Raw genomic sequence first — 14,509 nt, 5'->3', positions numbered from 1 at the left:
CGCACGCTCGCCGCGTTGCCGAACCGCCCTGGTAGCTCCGCTACAAGGACGCTCCGGCGCCTTGCGACCGCACGCACCGGACACCGCTCCTTCACCCGCGGAGACCCGTCAGACACCCCCTAGTCCGTCGCGATGGCCTTCAGGACGTTCATCCGTCCGGCGCGGAAGGCCGGGAAGAGGGCGGCCAGCAGGCCCACCACCGCGGAGCCGAGGAAGACGATGCCGATGGTGGTCCACGGGATGCTGAGCACACCCAGCCCCGCGAGGGCCAGCAGCTTCTGTGCCGCGATGCCCCAGCCCATGCCCAGGGCCACCCCCAGGACCGCGCCGAACAGGGCGATGACCACCGACTCCAGCCGGACCATCCGGCGCAACTGGCGCCGGGAGAGGCCGATGGCGCGCATCAGCCCGATCTCACGGGTGCGTTCGACGACCGACAGGGCGAGGGTGTTCACCACGCCGAGGACGGCGACGACGATGGCGAGCGCGAGCAGGGCGTAGATCATGTTGAGCAGCTGGTCGAGCTGCTGCTTGATCATGTCCTTGTAGTCGGCCTGGTCGCGGACCTTGATCTGCGGGTAGTCGGCGGTGGCCGCCTTGAGCGCCGCCGCGGCCTGGGCCTGCTGACCCGGTACCGCCGAGGCGAACATCATGTCGTTCAACGGGAACTTCGCGGCCGGGAGGTAGGTCTTCGCGTCGGCGATGTTCATGTACATCGCGCCCTTGTCGAAGACCGTGTCGTCCGAGGTGATCGCCCTGACCGTGAGCTTCGCCGTGCTGCCGCTGGTGAAGGCGACGCTGAGCCGGTCGCCGAGGGTGACCCGGTGGCTCTTGGCCCAGCCCTCGGGCACCGACATGGCGCCCGGCGCGTAGGCGTCGATCAGGCGTCCCTGCACGGTCTTGGCCTGGAGGTCGTCGGTGTAGGACGGGGTGGCGGCAGCGATCTCCGTCCTGTCCCTGCTGCCGTCCGGGGCGATGACTGTCGCGGCGACGTCCGTGCGGTCGGTGACATGGGACAGGTGTCCGGCCGAGTGGACGGCCTTGGCGGCGGCGGGGCTGATCGGGTTGCCGTTGCCGGACTGGATGATGAAGTCGGCGCCGACGGACTTGTCCATCTGCGAGGTGGCCGAGGCGACCATGGAGTTGCCGACCACCGACAGGCTCGCGACCAGCGCCAGGCCGACCATCAGCGCGGCGGCGGTGGCCCCGGTCCGGCGCGGATTGCGCAGCGCGTTGCGCTCGGCCAGCCGGCCCACCGGGCCGAACATCCGCAGGGTGACCGCGCCGAGGACCCGGACCACGAGCCCGGCCAGCAGCGGGCCGACGACCACGAACCCGACCAGGGTCAGCAGCACGCCGATCGCCAGCAGCCCGGACCCCTTGGAGGTGCTGGTGGACCCTGCGGCCAGCGCGAGGGCGGTCCCGCCCGCCGCGGTGAGCAGCACGCCGAGCGCGGCCCGGATCCGTCCGGCGCGGGCGTCGGCGGGGGTGCCGGCGTCGCGCATCGCGGCCATCGGGGAGATCGCGCCGGCCCGGCGGGCGGGCAGCATCGCGGACACCACGGTGACCACGACCCCGACGGTCAGGCCGATCAGCGGGGTGGCCGCCTTGATCGTCAGATCGGCGGTGTTCAGGTGCATGCCCAGCGCGCCCATGACCTTGATCAGGCCCACGGCCAGGCCGATGCCCGCGCCGATGCCGGCCACCGAGCCGACGACCCCGAGCAGCACCGCCTCGACCAGCACCGAGCGGTTGACCTGCCGTCGGCTCGCGCCGATGGCCCGCATCAGTCCGATCTCGCGGGTGCGCTGGGCGACCAGCATGGAGAAGGTGTTGACGATCAGGAAGATGCCGACCAGCACGGCGATCCCGGCGAAGCCGAGCAGCACGTACTTCATCGGGTTGAGGAAGGAGCCGATGTCCTGCTGGTTCTGGGCCGTCAGTTCGGCCGCGGTCTGCACCTGGTAGGAGTGGCCGCCCAGGGCGGTGTCGACCCGCGCCTTGAGCTGGTCGTCGCTGACGCCGGGCGCGGCGTCCAGCGCGTAGTCGGTGTAGGCGGTACGGGAGCCGAGGAGCACCTGCTGGGCGGTGGGGGTGTCGAGGTAGACGACGGCCGCGCCCGGGTTGGTGGTCCTGAAGGTGGCGATACCGCTGACGGTCACCCTGGTGTCGCCGGGTCCGGCGATGATCCGGAGGGTGTCGCCGATGCCCAGGTGGTGCTTGGCGGCGGTGTCGGCGTCGAGCACGGCCTGCGTGGGCGCGGTCGGGGCGTGCCCCGAGGTGATGTCGACGGCCCTGGTCTGGGTCGGGTTCCAGTTGCCGACGATGGTCGGCGCGCCGGTGCTGGAGCCGATGTCCTGGTTGCGGCTGTCGGCGACGGTGGCCTGCTGGCTGCTGACCTCGGGCACCACCCGGGCCACGCCGGGGACCTTCGCCAACTGTGCCTGCAGCGAGGCGGGAAGGGTGTCCGGGGTCCCGGTCTGCTGGGCGTTGTCGACCTTCGGCGGGCTGACGGTGACGTCGGAGGAGGTGGTGGCGAAGAGCTTGTCGAAGGTAGCGTTCATGGTGTCGGTGAAGACCAGCGTCCCGCACACGAACGCCACCGACAGCAGCACGGCGACGGCGGACAGGGCCATCCGGCCCTTGTGCGCCAGGAAGTTGCGCAGGGAGGCACGCAGCACGGTCATGACGTCCTGCCCCGGGAGTCGAAGGACTTCATCCGCTCCAGCACCGCGTCGGCCGTCGGGGTGCGCATCTCGTCGACGATCCGGCCGTCCGCGAGGTAGAGCACCCGGTCCGCGTAGGAGGCGGCCACCGGGTCGTGGGTCACCATGACGATGGTCTGGCCCAGGGCGTCGACCGAGTGGCGCAGGAAGCCGAGGATCTCGGCGCCGGCCCGGGAGTCCAGGTTCCCGGTCGGCTCGTCCCCGAAGATGATCTCGGGCCGGGCGGCGAGGGCGCGGGCCACGGCGACCCGCTGCTGCTGGCCGCCGGACAGCTGCGCCGGGCGGTGCTTGAGCCGTCCGGCCAGCCCCACCGTCTCCACCACGCGGTCAAGCCAGGCGCGGTCCGGGGTACGGCCGGCGATGTCCATCGGCAGGGTGATGTTCTCCAACGCGGTCAGCGTCGGAAGCAGGTTGAACGACTGGAAGATGAAGCCGATGCTGTCCCGGCGCAGCCGGGTCAGCCGCTTGTCCCTGAGCTTGGTGATCTCGGTGTCGCCCACCCAGATCGCGCCGCTGGAGGCGGTGTCGAGACCGGCCAGGCAGTGCATCAGCGTGGACTTGCCGGAACCCGATGGACCCATGATCGCGGTGAACTGCCCGCGCGGGATGTCGACGTCCACCGCGTCGAGCGCGACCACCCGGGTCTCGCCGTTGCCGTACGCCTTGGTGAGCCCCCGCGCCCGGGCGGCGAACGACGAGCGCGTGCCGCTGCCCTGGGCAGCGGGACTCGATACGGACGTGGTCACTGGAGGTCTCCTGAGTGCTCGACACGGGCCGTGCTTTCCTGTGTCTCCACCCTGCTGGAACGCACTCCGCCCCCACCATGGGGCACGTCACCGCATCAGGGGTGGGGCTATCCCCACCCCCGGTTCAGCCCCCGCTCCGCCGGAACGGCGCGATGACCGATCGCACCACGTCGACCGCACCCCAGTTGTCGTCGCCGTGGGCGATCGCGCTGAGGTGCTCCCTGAGGTGCAGGACCGGCATCCGCTCCTCCCAGCCGTCCGGGAGCGAAGTGATCTCCCGGTACACGGCGAAGAAGCGCTCGGACGCGGGCGCGCGCGGTGCGCACCACAGCATGCTGAGGTCGGCCTCGGGCCAGCCGTAGGACACGGCGGGATCGATGAGCACCGGGGCTCCCCCGCCGGTGGCGACGATGTTCTGCTGCCACAGATCGCCGTGGGTCAGGCACGGGGGCTGAGTCGGAACCAGCTCCGGCAGGGCCGCGCACAGCCGTTCCAGGGCCCGCCGGTCATCGCGGTCGAGCACGGCCTCCACCAGGGGTTCCGACAGCCAGCGTAGGATCCGCCGCTCCCCGAAGAAGGTGTGGCCGTCCTCCTCCCAGGAGTTGTCCTGGCGCAACCGGCCCAGCCACCCGTCACGGTGCCAGCCGAACCGGTCCGAGACCGTGGACATGTGCAGGGCGGCCACCATCTGCGCGAGCTCCTCCCAGAACTCCACGTCGTCCGCCCGGGGCGGCTGCATCTTCTCGAGTACGAGCAGACGCGGCGAGGCGCACAGAATGTCCGGTGTATTCGCGCCGCCGACCCCGCGGAGTTCGGACAAACCAGTGGATTCAACCAGGAAAATATCCCGATCCGGCCCGGTCAGCGTTTTGGCGAACAATTCGGTGCCGTCCTCGAGGGTGACCAGGCCCGCGATGGCGACCGCTCCACCGACAGCCTGCTCAATCTCCTTCACGGCATATCCCGCTGCGCGGAGGCGATCCGCGAGTATCTCTTCATTCGACACGAACACTTCTTAGCATATTAAGCACTCCTGGCCAGGTGGGCCCCGAAGAACTCGGCGAGCTTCGAGACCGCCAGGCCCACGAACTGCTCCCTGTCGTAGAGGTCGACGTGGCTGGCCCCGTCGATCCAGTGCAGTTCCTTGGGGCTGCGGGCGTTCTGGAACGCCTCCACGGCCATCCACGAGGTGACCGCTTCGCTTCCGGCGATCATCAGCAGCGGGCGGGGCGCGATCAGGTCAACGAAGCGGAAGGCGTCGAAGGAGACCAGGCGGTCGACGCTGGACCAGGGGAGGAACGCGGCCGAGCGCGGGTGCCGGGCGCGGTCGGTGCGGTAGTACTCGAAGCCCTCGAAGCCGTGCCGGCCGCCCATGGCGCGGGCCTGCTCGGCGGTGTCGGGGAAGAGCTGGAAGCTCTGCTCGCCCTCGCCGCGGGCCGCGGCGGTGCGCGCGGCAGCGGCGGCGTCGAGCAGGCCCTGGAGGACGGCCGGGTCCTGCGCGCCGTCGGCGCCCAGGCGGAACTGGCGGGAGATGTCGACCGCGCTGACCGTGCCGACGGCCCTGATCCGGTGGTCGGTGGCGGCGGCGGGCAGGACGTACCCGCCGGAGGCGCAGATGCCCAGCGCGCCGATGCGGTCGGGGTCGACCTCCGCGCGGGTGCTGAGGAACGAGACCGCGGCCTTGACGTCCTCCACCCGGTGGGCCGGGTCCTCCAGACCGCGCGGGGTGCCCTCGCTCTCGCCCTGGTACGCGGCGTCGAACGCGAGGGCGACGAAGCCCCGCTCGGCCAGGCGCCGCGCATACAGGCCGGCGGTCTGTTCCTTGACCCCGCTGCCGGGATGCCCCACCACGACGGCGGGGTGGGAGCCGCCGGCTTCACGGTCAGGGCTGTACTCGGGGGTGTAGAGGTGGCCGGCGAGCCTCAGGCCGGCGCTGGGAAAGGTGACGTCCGTTTTCATGCTGCTGCTCTCCGGTCGTACGGGGGCGGGCCCGCCCGGGGGGGCGGGATCCGGTGACCGCGTCGAGTCCGGCGGCCACCCCCTCACCGTCGCGCCGCCCGGTACGGGGTGCCAGGGAGGGCCCTGCCTGTGCAGACCAGTACCAGGCACGCCGCTCCGAACTCACGGACACTGGGAACCATGGACCACCCCGGCACCCCGGCACCCCGCCAGGCCGCAAGGAGCGCAATGAGCCGCAAAGAGCGCAATGAACTGGGCGAGTTCCTGCGCAGCCGCCGCGCCGCCCTCGACCCGCACCGGGTCGGCCTGCCCGACGACGGCCGGCTGCGCCGGGTACCGGGGCTGCGCCGGGAGGAGCTGGCCCAGCTCGCACACGTGAGCATCGACTACGTGGTGAGACTGGAGCAGGGCCGGACCCGCCGGGTGTCCCGCCCCGTCCTGGACGCCCTCGCCGACGCCCTGCGACTCGCTCCGGACGAACGCGCCTACCTGTTCACCGTGGCCGACGTCACCCGGGCCGTCCCCGCCCGACCCACCGCCGGGCCGAGGGTCGACCCGCAGCTGCAGCAACTCCTCGACGGCATGCACGACAACCCCGCCATGGTCCTGAACCGCCGCATGGACGTACTGGCCTGGAACCGAGGAGCGGCGGCCCTGCTGACCGACTTCGCCGCACTGCCCGCAGCCCAGCGCAACCTGATCCGGCTGACCTTCCTCGACGAGTCCTACCGGGCCCTGTACGCCGACTGGCCGCGCGCCGCCCGCGAGTGCGTCGCGGTCCTGCGGATGGAGGCCGGACGCAACCCCGACGACCGGGCCCTGACCGCCCTGGTCGGCGAACTCACGGTCCGCGACCCGGACTTCCGCACCTGGTGGGCGAACCACCAGGTCCGCGGACCCAGGCAGCTCTCCAAGACCTACCGCCACCCGGTCGTCGGCGCGCTGACCCTCGACGTCCAGCAGTTCTCCGTCGACACCCAGCCCGACCAGCAGCTGGTCGCCTACACGACCCCGCCGGGCTCCCCCTCCCAGGAAGCCCTGCGCTTCCTGCTCCAGTGGTCGGCCCACCCCACCGGCCGCCCGAACAGCCGCCCCAGCGGCCACACCGCGGACCTGGACGGCTAGCCCGATGTCCCGCCCGGCCCGGTCACAGCCGTGCCGGGCGACCGGAACTAGGATCGGGACCATGCCCCTGCCCAGCCGGCCCCTGACCGTGACGAGGCCCCATGCGTGCTGACGGTCTGGCGGATGTGGTCGCCGAAGCGCTGGACGTCGTCTTCATCGGCATCAACCCCCCGCCGGTCTCGGTGGCCGCAGGACACAGCTTCGCCACGCCCGGGAACAGGTTCTGGCCGGCCCTGCACGCCGCCGGGTTCACCCCGACCGTCCTGCGTCCGCACCAGGAACGCGACCTGCTGCGGCTGGGCCTGGGCATCACCAGCATCGTGCGCCGTCCCACCGCTCGCGCCGACCAGCTCAGCACGCTCGAACTGCGTTCCGGCGGAGCCGATCTGACGCAGCGCCTGCACGATCTCCGGCCGCGCTGGGCGGCCTTCCTGGGGGTGAGCGGCTACCGCCCCGCCTTCGACGCCCCGCAGGCCCGGGTCGGACTCCAGACTGCCATGATCGGAACGACCCGGGTGTGGGTACTCCCCAACCCGAGCGGGCGCAACGCCCACTTCCCGCCCACCGCCCTCGCCGCGGAGTTCACCCGCCTACGCATCGCCGCCGCACTGCCCGACCGACACCAGCTCTCACAGAGGAGACGGGAACCATGATCGCGCCCTCCCTGCACTTCAACGCCTTCATCTGGCCGGCCGGCTACCACGAGTCCGCCTGGCGCGTCGTCGACGACGACATACGCGACGTTCTGGGACTGCCCTACTACGCCGGCATCGCCCGGACCGCCGAGCGCGGACTGATGGACGCGGTCTTCCTCGCCGACAACCTCGCCATCGCCGAGTACCGCACCACCCACCTGCCGCAGACCCAGTTCGACCCCATCTCCGTCCTGTCCGCCCTGGCCGCCGTCACCACCCGCATCGGACTGGTCGGCACCGGCTCCACCACCTACAGCAAGCCCTGGGAACTCGCCCGGCGCTTCGCCACCCTCGACCACCTCAGCGCCGGGCGGGCCGGCTGGAACATCGTCACCACCGTCACCCCGCTGGCCGCCGCGGCCTTCGGCGAACCGGCGCACCCCGACCACGCCGACCGCTACGCCCGCGCCGGGGAGTTCGTCGACGCGGCGATCCGGGTCTGGGACAGCTGGGGCGACGACGCGCTCGTCGGCGACCGGGAGCGCGGCGTCTGGGCCGACCGCGGCAAGCTGCACACGCCCGGCTTCCACGGCAAGTACTACGACGTCGAGGGCATCCAGCCCTTCCCCCGCTCCCCGCAGGGCCGCCCCGTCCTGGTCCAGGCAGGACAGTCGCCGGCCGGCATCGCCCTGGCGGCCCGCTACGCCGAGATGGTCTTCAGCGGACCGTCCAGCGTGCAGGCCGCAGCCGCCTTCCGCAGCAAGCTCCACGCCCAGGTGACCGCCGTCGGCCGCAACCCGCGGCAGGTGGCCGTGCTGCCCGCACTGATGGTCACCCTGGGCGGCACCGAGGCCGAAGCCCGCGAACGGGCGCGGCACCTCGAAGAACTGGCCAGCCCCGACTTCCGGTGGCAGAACGCCCTCTACACCGCGGGGTTGGACCCCGACGCCTTCGACCCCGACGCTCCGCTGCCCCCCGACACCTGGGCCGGGCAGACGGCGCCGTCCAGCCGGGCGGAGCAGTTGTACGCGGCGTCACGGGCCCAGCCGGACGCGCCCCTGCGCGAGGTCGCCCAACTCGTCACCGGCGGTGCCGGGCAGGTCCACTTCACCGGCACACCGGAACAGCTCGCCGCGTTCATCGCCGAGTGGCAGGACGCGGGCGCCGCCGACGGGTTCACCATCATGGGCTCCACGCTGCCCTACGAGCTGACGGCGTTCGTCGACCATGTCGTCCCACTGCTGCAGCGCCAGGGCCGCTACCGCACCGAGTACACCGGCAGTACTCTGCGCGACCACCTCAACCTCGACAAACCCACCGTGGACTGAGCGGTCGACAGACGGTCGGCACCCGGGTTCCAATGCCCGGGCACCGACCGTCCGGCGGGGCAGGACCACTCCGGGACAGGACGACTCCGGGACAGGACTCGACACCCTTGGACAGCGTCCGGCCGGTGCTGTCATGCTTCGCTCACACACAGAGCTTGACGCACAAGGAAAGGCGGCCATGCCCGTCCTGTCGATTGTCATGCACCGGATAGCATTTGACGCTCCCTCACACCGTCGCACCCGTCCCCGCCCACGGGTCGTGCTGCGCCTGCTGGGCACGCTCACCGCGATGTGCACCATCACCCTGGCCGGCGTCACCACGGCGCAGGCCGCCGCGCCCGCCCCGATCGCCCTGACGTCGGCGCAGTGTCCCACCGACATCGCGCAGGGCGAGATCGACGGCTGCGTCACCACCTTGCAGCAGCTCCTGGACACCCACGGCGCCGGGCTGACCGTGGACGGCGACTTCGGGCCAGCAACGTTCACCGCCGTCAAGAACTACCAGAGCGCCCACGGACTGGCCGTCGACGGCATCGTCGGCCCCAACACCAAGGCCTCGCTCGACCAGGCCACCACCACGGTCCCCACCCCGATCGCGCTGACCTCGGCCAAGTGCCCCACCGACATCAGCCAGGGCGAGACCGACGGCTGCGTCACCGAACTGCAGCAACTCCTGGACACCCACGGCGCCGGACTGACCGTGGACGGCGACTTCGGGCCAGCAACGTTCACCGCCGTCAAGAACTACCAGAGCGCCCACGGGCTGACCGCCGACGGCATCGTCGGCCCCAGCACCAAGGCGGCACTGAACGGAGCCAGCACTCCCCCGCCGCCGCCCAACGGCACCGTGCTGGCCAAGATCGTCAGCTACGCCCAGCAGATCGAGGCCGGGGACGCCGAACCCGGCTGGGGCGGCGGCCGGATCCAGTACGTGTGGGGCGGCGGCCACAGGGGCACCCCCGGACCCTCGACCGGCACCTGCGTGGGCGACCCCCAGTCCCTCAGCTGCACCAACCCCGCGGCCGTCGGCCTGGACTGCTCCGGCTTCGCCCGCTGGGTCTACGACCTCGCCTACGGCCAGGACGTCCTGGGCTCGGGCAACACCGACCGGCAGCTCAGTGAGATGTCGGCGGTGGCCACCCCCTCCCCCGGCGACCTCGCCTTCTTCGGCACGGACACCACCCACACCGAGCACGTCGGCGTCTACATCGGCAACGGTCAGATGATCAACGCCTACGACACCGGCACCGACGTCCAGACCAATACGATCGCCGCCGGAGGGCATCTGCTGGGCTACTACCGCTACTGACCACTCGTCAGCAGACGGCTCAGACCCCGGGCCGGACGAGCAGGGGCGGAGCCCCGCCCACCGCCGTGCATGGATTGTCCTGTGCATGGGCAAGCGAAGGGTGTGTGCGCCACTCCCCCCGAGGCGCGCACCGGTGCCCCGGGTCGCGTGGATGCGGGGCACCGCCCGCAGCACTTCGGTGCCCCGCATCCACCTGCGGGGCACCACCCGGCATCAGTTGACATCGGCGCGACCGGACGTGTCGGAGAGAATGCACTCCACCGTCTGCTAGGCCGTCAGCGCCGCGGTGTCCAACCACCAGCCGACGGAACCGAGTTCCCGCCGCATCCCGGCGTCCAGTGCCTCGTACCCGTCGAAGTCGAACCGTTCCCGCGGATCACGGCACGCGTTCCGGTACCTGCACACCTCGGCCCCCGGTGCGAGCACGACGAGTCGGACCTGCCGGGCAGGGAGAAGTGAGACGTAGAGGTCCATGTGGGCGCGCTCTGCCAGCACCGTGCCGATCACAGGCGTGAAGCCCGCCTCGCAGAAGTTGTCCGCCAGCGTGCACAGATTGCGGTGACACAGCCCCACCTGCCGGGCAGCCTCATCGGCGGGTTCCCCAGCGGCCAGACGTAACCGCCGACAACGAGCGTGCCGATGAAATAGCCGTCGATCCGCGCAGACCTCGCCAGTCGGTCCGCGAGCAGCCTGGTCACTGTCGACTTCCCCGCCCCGGGCATCCCCGTCACGATCAGACAGCCCGGCCTCCCCGTGTTCAGCACAAGCGCCATCGTGACAGCGGCCGAGAGTGCCGCCAAACCGATTTCCGGCGCGTATCCCGCCGGGAGCGCGGTTCCCGGAAGTCCCGCAGCCGCGACGATAGACTTCCCGCGACGCTCAGGGACCGGGCCGATGGCGGCACGCCGACCGGCGGCTCCGGCCGCGTCGCGGCGGAAAATATCTCAGGGCCCGTGTCGATCCGCCGGCCGCTCGTTCGACCTATGGGTGCGCGGGCCGAGAGGCGGCCCCGCCGGACGAGGAGCACACGATGCCGAAGTACATGCTGATCATGCGGGGCACCGACGAGACCAACGCGGCCATGATGGCCTCCATCGACGAGTTGATGGCCACGACCCGCAGGTTCATCGAGGAGACGGTCAAGGCCGGCGTCTTCCTCGCGGCCGAGGGCCTGGACGACCCGGCCAAGGGCGTCGTGGTCGACTTCAGCGGCGAGGCCCCGGTGGTCACGGACGGGCCGTACGGAGAGACCAAGGAACTGTTCGGCGGCTTCTTCCTGCTCGATGTCGCCTCGAAGCAGGAGGCGGTCGAGTGGGCCAAGCGCGTGCCCGCGGTCCCGGGGTCCAAGATCGAGGTCCGCCGGGTCCCCGGGGACGACGAGGTCCCGCAGGTCGGCGAGAGCGGCAACGGCAACGGCAACGGCAACGGCAACTGATGGACGCAGCCGACGTCGAGGCCGTCTGGCGGATCGAGTCGGCGCGGATCGTCGCCGCGCTGACCCGGCTCACCGGCGATTTCGCGCTGGCCGAGGACGCCGCCCAGGAGGCGGTGGCCGAGGCGCTGGTGTCGTGGCCGCTGGCCGCTCCGGCCAGTCCGGCCGGGTGGCTGATGGCCACGGCCCGGCGGCGGGCGATCGACGCGATCCGCCGCCGGGCCGCCCTGCGGGACCGCTACGCCCTGCTGGCGGCCGACCCGCCGACCGACGAGGAGATCGACCCCGACCCCGACCGGATCGACGACGACATCCTGGCGCTCATGTTCGTCAGCTGCCACCCGGTGCTCTCCCGCGAGACCCAGGTGGCACTGACCCTGCGCGTGGTCGGCGGCCTGTCCAGCAAGGAGATCGCCCGCGCGTTCCTCCTGCCCGTGCCGACCGTCCAGGCCCGGATCACCCGGGGCAAGAAGACCATCGCGGCAGCGGCCGTCCCGTTCGAGCTGCCGCCGTCCGACCAGCGCCGGGAGCGGCTGGGCGGCGTGCTCAGCGTCCTCTATGTGATCTTCACCGAAGGGTCGACGGCCACCTCCGGCGACCGGCTGCTGCGCCCCGACGTCGCCTACGAGGCGATCCGGCTGGCCCGCACCCTGGCCGCGCTGCAGCCGGACGAGCCGGAGGTGCACGGCCTGCTGGCGCTGTTCGAACTGACCGCCGCGCGCTTCCCGGCCCGCACCGGCCCGGACGGATCCCCGGTCCTGCTGGAGGACCAGGACCGGCAGCAGTGGGACTACTCCGCGATCCGCCGCGGACTGGCCGCGCTGACCAAGGCATCGGCCCGGGGGCTCGGCCCCTACGGCCTGCAGGCCGCGATCGCCGCCGTCCACGCCGCGGCGCCCTCCGTCGAGGCCACCGACTGGGACCGGATCGTGCTGCTCTACGAAGCGCTCGGCCGGGTCGCGCCCTCACCGGTGGTCGAGCTCAACCGGGCCGTCGCGGTGGCCATGGCCTCGGGCCCCGCGCAGGCGCTGGCCATCGTGGACGAACTGGTCGCCTCGGACCTGCTCCCCGGATCGCACCTGGTCCCCGCCGTACGCGGAGAACTGCTCGCCCGCCTCGGCCGAAGGCCGCAGGCCCGCGCCGAACTGGAACTGGCAGCCCGACTCTGCGCCAACCAGCGCGAACGCTCGGTGCTGCTGCGCAAGGCGGCCCTGCTGGGCTGACCCCTCTCCCTCTCCGTCGGCCTCCCGGGCAGGATCGCCCAAACGATCCGTCGGCGCCGCAAATTCCCCCGAATTCCCCCGAACGAGTGCCCTCCAGCCGGAACATGCCGGTGTGTCACGGGGTTGTGACCGGTGCGGCACCGGATCGCGTACGTACCCACACACCTTGGGGAGCTCATGAAGATCGGCATCATCGGCGCGGGGCACATCGGCGGAAACCTCACCCGTCGCCTGACCGCGCTCGGGCACGACGTGTCCGTGGCCAACTCCCGTGGCCCTGAGACGCTGCATGCCCTGGTCGAGGAGACCGGCGCCACCGCCGTCCCCGTCTCGGAGGCGGCCCGCGGCGCGGAGATCGTCGTCGTCACCATCCCGCTGAAGAAGGCCCCCGACCTGCCCGCCGGAGTGCTCGACGGTGCCGCCGACGGCTTCACCCTGATCGAGACCCTCAACTACTACCCGCAGCAGCGCGACGGGCGGATCGCCGCGATCGAGGACGAGGGCCTCACCGAGAGCCGCTGGACCGAGCGCCAGCTCGGCCACCCCGTGGTCAAGGTCTTCAACGGCACCTACGCGCAGGACATCCTGGACAAGCCACGCCCGGCGGGCGCCGCCGACCGGGTCGCGCTGCCGATCGCCGGCGACGACGAGGCCGCGAAGAAGGCCGTACGGTCCCTGCTGGACGAGCTCGGCTTCGACACCGTCGACGCGGGCGGCCTCGACGAGTCCTGGCGCCAGCAGCCCGGCACCCCCGTCTACGGACTCGCCGCGGGCACCGACGCCGTGGTCGCCGCACTCGCGGCAGCCTCCCCGACCCGCCCCCCGGAGTTCCGCGGCTGACCCGCCGACAACTCACCACACGCCGTCCCGGCCCGAGGCACCCCGCCCCAGCACGCCCCCGGGCCGGGACGGCAGGGTGTGCCGCGTCGTCCGAAAACCCCTTGCTCCCGGGCCTGCCCGCTTGGTGGGATGCAGGGGTTTCGACGGCGGGAGGGGACAGCTTGGCGGTGTTCGGATGCGCGGGCTGCGGTGCGGTCCTGACAGCGGCGGTGTCGGAGGTGGCGCTCCCGATCCACCTGGCCGGCACCCACTGGGAAACCCTGCACCCGCCGCTGCTGGAGGCCGGCTGCTACGCCGTTGACCCCGAGCCGTACGGCCCGCCGTGGCGGCAGCCGGACGAGGTCGGGGCGCGCGAGGCGGCGAAGCGGGGGCGATTCGCACCGTTCGGCGCGCTGTCCGACGGACCGTCGGGCACCGTCCTCCTCGCCCCCGGCGACATGCGCGGCACCGGGCTGATCATGGAGCGGACCGGGGGCTACTGCATGGGGATCGACGGGAGGGACGGGCCGAACCTGGCCTGCCTGAGCTGCGATCTGCCGGTCGGAACGAGGATGGACGACTGCGGGTGCTGGCAGGTCGTCCGGCTCGTCCCGCAGGCGGTGGTGCGGCTGCCCGCCCCGCCGGAGCGCCCGGTCATGGAGTGGGCGGAACTGCTCGCCACCGGCGCGCTGCGGCACCGACTGAGCGACTACGGGGACATCCCGGCGGGTGCGGCCCTCGCCCAGGTGGTGGTGGCCGCCGGGGGCGCACCGGTCGAGGCGGCGCCCGGGCCGGTCGCGGAACTGCTCGGCCGGGCGCTGGGCTCGTTGCTGCCCGCCGGGGAAGCCGCGCTGCGGCTCGACCTGGCCGGACCCGGTTTTGGCGAGCCGGCCGCCGACCTGGCGCTGGTGCCGGTCCATCCGCAGACCGGAGACCTGTGGCAGCCGCGTACCGGGACGGTGCCGGGGCCGGTATTGGTGCCCATGGATGCCGCGCTCTGGGCCGACCTCGCCTTCCCGCCGCACCGGACCCGGCTGCCGATGGTCGGCGGGCTGCCGGCAGGCGTGGAGCGGGACGACCCGCTGCCGCCGCACCCGCAGTACCCCGTCCAGCCGTCCATGGAGGCGTTCCGGTACACGCTCGCGCGGATGCCCGCCGTCGCGGAACCGTGGCTGCGGACGATCTACGACCGGGGATGCTGACCCCT

Annotated in this window: 13 protein-coding genes; 8 read left to right on the top strand and 5 right to left on the bottom strand. The window is 72.1% G+C overall.

Annotated features, from left to right (window positions below):
- Positions 1-119: 119 nt before the first annotated feature.
- The 4 genes from ACEZDG_RS22365 to ACEZDG_RS22350 form a co-directional block, all read right to left on the bottom strand.
- Positions 120-2,687, bottom strand: coding sequence for an ABC transporter permease (locus ACEZDG_RS22365; protein WP_380512353.1), 2,568 nt, complete (start codon positions 2,685-2,687; stop codon positions 120-122).
- Positions 2,684-3,472, bottom strand: coding sequence for an ABC transporter ATP-binding protein (locus tag ACEZDG_RS22360; RefSeq protein ID WP_380512351.1), 789 nt, complete (start codon positions 3,470-3,472; stop codon positions 2,684-2,686). Before ACEZDG_RS22360 ends, ACEZDG_RS22365 begins: the two co-directional genes overlap by 4 nt.
- A 124-nt stretch (positions 3,473-3,596) precedes the next feature.
- The gene (locus tag ACEZDG_RS22355) at positions 3,597-4,478 is read right to left on the bottom strand and encodes a fructosamine kinase family protein (protein ID WP_380512349.1); all 882 of its coding nucleotides are present in this window, start codon (positions 4,476-4,478) and stop codon (positions 3,597-3,599) included.
- A 17-nt stretch (positions 4,479-4,495) separates the two neighbouring features.
- Positions 4,496-5,431: an alpha/beta hydrolase gene (locus tag ACEZDG_RS22350; protein ID WP_380512347.1), complete on the bottom strand. Its 936-nt coding sequence runs from the start codon at positions 5,429-5,431 to the stop codon at positions 4,496-4,498.
- A 228-nt stretch (positions 5,432-5,659) separates the two neighbouring features.
- Here ACEZDG_RS22350 and ACEZDG_RS22345 point away from each other — a divergent pair, with 228 nt between their 5' ends.
- From ACEZDG_RS22345 to ACEZDG_RS22330, 4 genes are all read left to right on the top strand, one after another.
- Positions 5,660-6,556 (top strand): helix-turn-helix transcriptional regulator, encoded by an 897-nt coding sequence (locus tag ACEZDG_RS22345; RefSeq protein WP_380512345.1) that lies wholly within the window; start codon positions 5,660-5,662, stop codon positions 6,554-6,556.
- Positions 6,557-6,657: 101 nt separating this feature from the next.
- Positions 6,658-7,209, top strand: coding sequence for a G/U mismatch-specific DNA glycosylase (gene mug / locus ACEZDG_RS22340; RefSeq protein ID WP_380512343.1), 552 nt, complete (start codon positions 6,658-6,660; stop codon positions 7,207-7,209).
- Entirely contained in the window at positions 7,206-8,519 is a 1,314-nt protein-coding gene (locus ACEZDG_RS22335) for an NtaA/DmoA family FMN-dependent monooxygenase (RefSeq protein WP_380512341.1), read from the top strand. The genes mug and ACEZDG_RS22335 overlap by 4 nt, the downstream gene beginning before the upstream one ends.
- Positions 8,520-8,808: 289 nt before the next feature.
- Positions 8,809-9,828, top strand: coding sequence for a C40 family peptidase (locus ACEZDG_RS22330; RefSeq protein ID WP_380512339.1), 1,020 nt, complete (start codon positions 8,809-8,811; stop codon positions 9,826-9,828).
- Between the two features lie 267 nt (positions 9,829-10,095).
- Here ACEZDG_RS22330 and ACEZDG_RS22325 read toward each other — a convergent pair whose 3' ends face one another.
- Positions 10,096-10,401: a hypothetical protein gene (locus tag ACEZDG_RS22325; RefSeq protein WP_380512337.1), complete on the bottom strand. Its 306-nt coding sequence runs from the start codon at positions 10,399-10,401 to the stop codon at positions 10,096-10,098.
- A 457-nt stretch (positions 10,402-10,858) separates the two neighbouring features.
- On the opposite strand from ACEZDG_RS22325, the gene ACEZDG_RS22320 reads away from it, so the two are divergent.
- The 4 genes from ACEZDG_RS22320 (at position 10,859) to ACEZDG_RS22305 (ending at position 14,504) form a co-directional block, all read left to right on the top strand.
- On the top strand, positions 10,859-11,263 hold the full coding sequence (locus ACEZDG_RS22320; protein WP_380512336.1) for a YciI family protein: 405 nt from the start codon (positions 10,859-10,861) through the stop codon (positions 11,261-11,263).
- Complete coding sequence (locus ACEZDG_RS22315; protein WP_380512334.1) at positions 11,263-12,483, top strand: RNA polymerase sigma factor; 1,221 nt, start codon at positions 11,263-11,265, stop codon at positions 12,481-12,483. The genes ACEZDG_RS22320 and ACEZDG_RS22315 overlap by 1 nt, the downstream gene beginning before the upstream one ends.
- 177 nt (positions 12,484-12,660) lie before the next feature.
- On the top strand, positions 12,661-13,323 hold the full coding sequence (locus tag ACEZDG_RS22310; RefSeq protein ID WP_380512332.1) for an NADPH-dependent F420 reductase: 663 nt from the start codon (positions 12,661-12,663) through the stop codon (positions 13,321-13,323).
- 218 nt (positions 13,324-13,541) lie between these two features.
- Positions 13,542-14,504 carry a hypothetical protein gene (locus ACEZDG_RS22305; RefSeq protein WP_380512330.1) on the top strand — a complete coding sequence of 321 codons (963 nt, stop codon included), beginning with the start codon at positions 13,542-13,544 and terminating at the stop codon, positions 14,502-14,504.
- Positions 14,505-14,509: the final 5 nt, after the last annotated feature.

It is taken from the genome of Streptacidiphilus alkalitolerans (genome assembly GCF_042511045.1).
Taxonomy (GTDB): Bacteria; Actinomycetota; Actinomycetes; order Streptomycetales; family Streptomycetaceae; genus Streptacidiphilus; species Streptacidiphilus alkalitolerans.
Note: the sequence above shows the minus strand (reverse complement) of the source record. Positions and strands in the feature narration are given on the sequence as shown.

Bases quoted from the DNA above. Each gene is read 5' to 3' on its own strand.
- ACEZDG_RS22330 (WP_380512339.1), top strand. From the start codon at position 8,809: ATGTGCACCATCACCCTGGCCGGCGTCACCACGGCGCAGGCCGCCGCG.
- ACEZDG_RS22320 (WP_380512336.1), top strand. From the start codon at position 10,859: ATGCCGAAGTACATGCTGATCATGCGGGGCACCGACGAGACCAACGCG.
- ACEZDG_RS22315 (WP_380512334.1), top strand. From the start codon at position 11,263: ATGGACGCAGCCGACGTCGAGGCCGTCTGGCGGATCGAGTCGGCGCGG.
- mug (WP_380512343.1), top strand. From the start codon at position 6,658: ATGCGTGCTGACGGTCTGGCGGATGTGGTCGCCGAAGCGCTGGACGTC.
- ACEZDG_RS22345 (WP_380512345.1), top strand. From the start codon at position 5,660: ATGAGCCGCAAAGAGCGCAATGAACTGGGCGAGTTCCTGCGCAGCCGC.
- ACEZDG_RS22365 (WP_380512353.1), bottom strand. From the start codon at position 2,687: ATGACCGTGCTGCGTGCCTCCCTGCGCAACTTCCTGGCGCACAAGGGC.
- ACEZDG_RS22310 (WP_380512332.1), top strand. From the start codon at position 12,661: ATGAAGATCGGCATCATCGGCGCGGGGCACATCGGCGGAAACCTCACC.
- ACEZDG_RS22335 (WP_380512341.1), top strand. From the start codon at position 7,206: ATGATCGCGCCCTCCCTGCACTTCAACGCCTTCATCTGGCCGGCCGGC.
- ACEZDG_RS22350 (WP_380512347.1), bottom strand. From the start codon at position 5,431: ATGAAAACGGACGTCACCTTTCCCAGCGCCGGCCTGAGGCTCGCCGGC.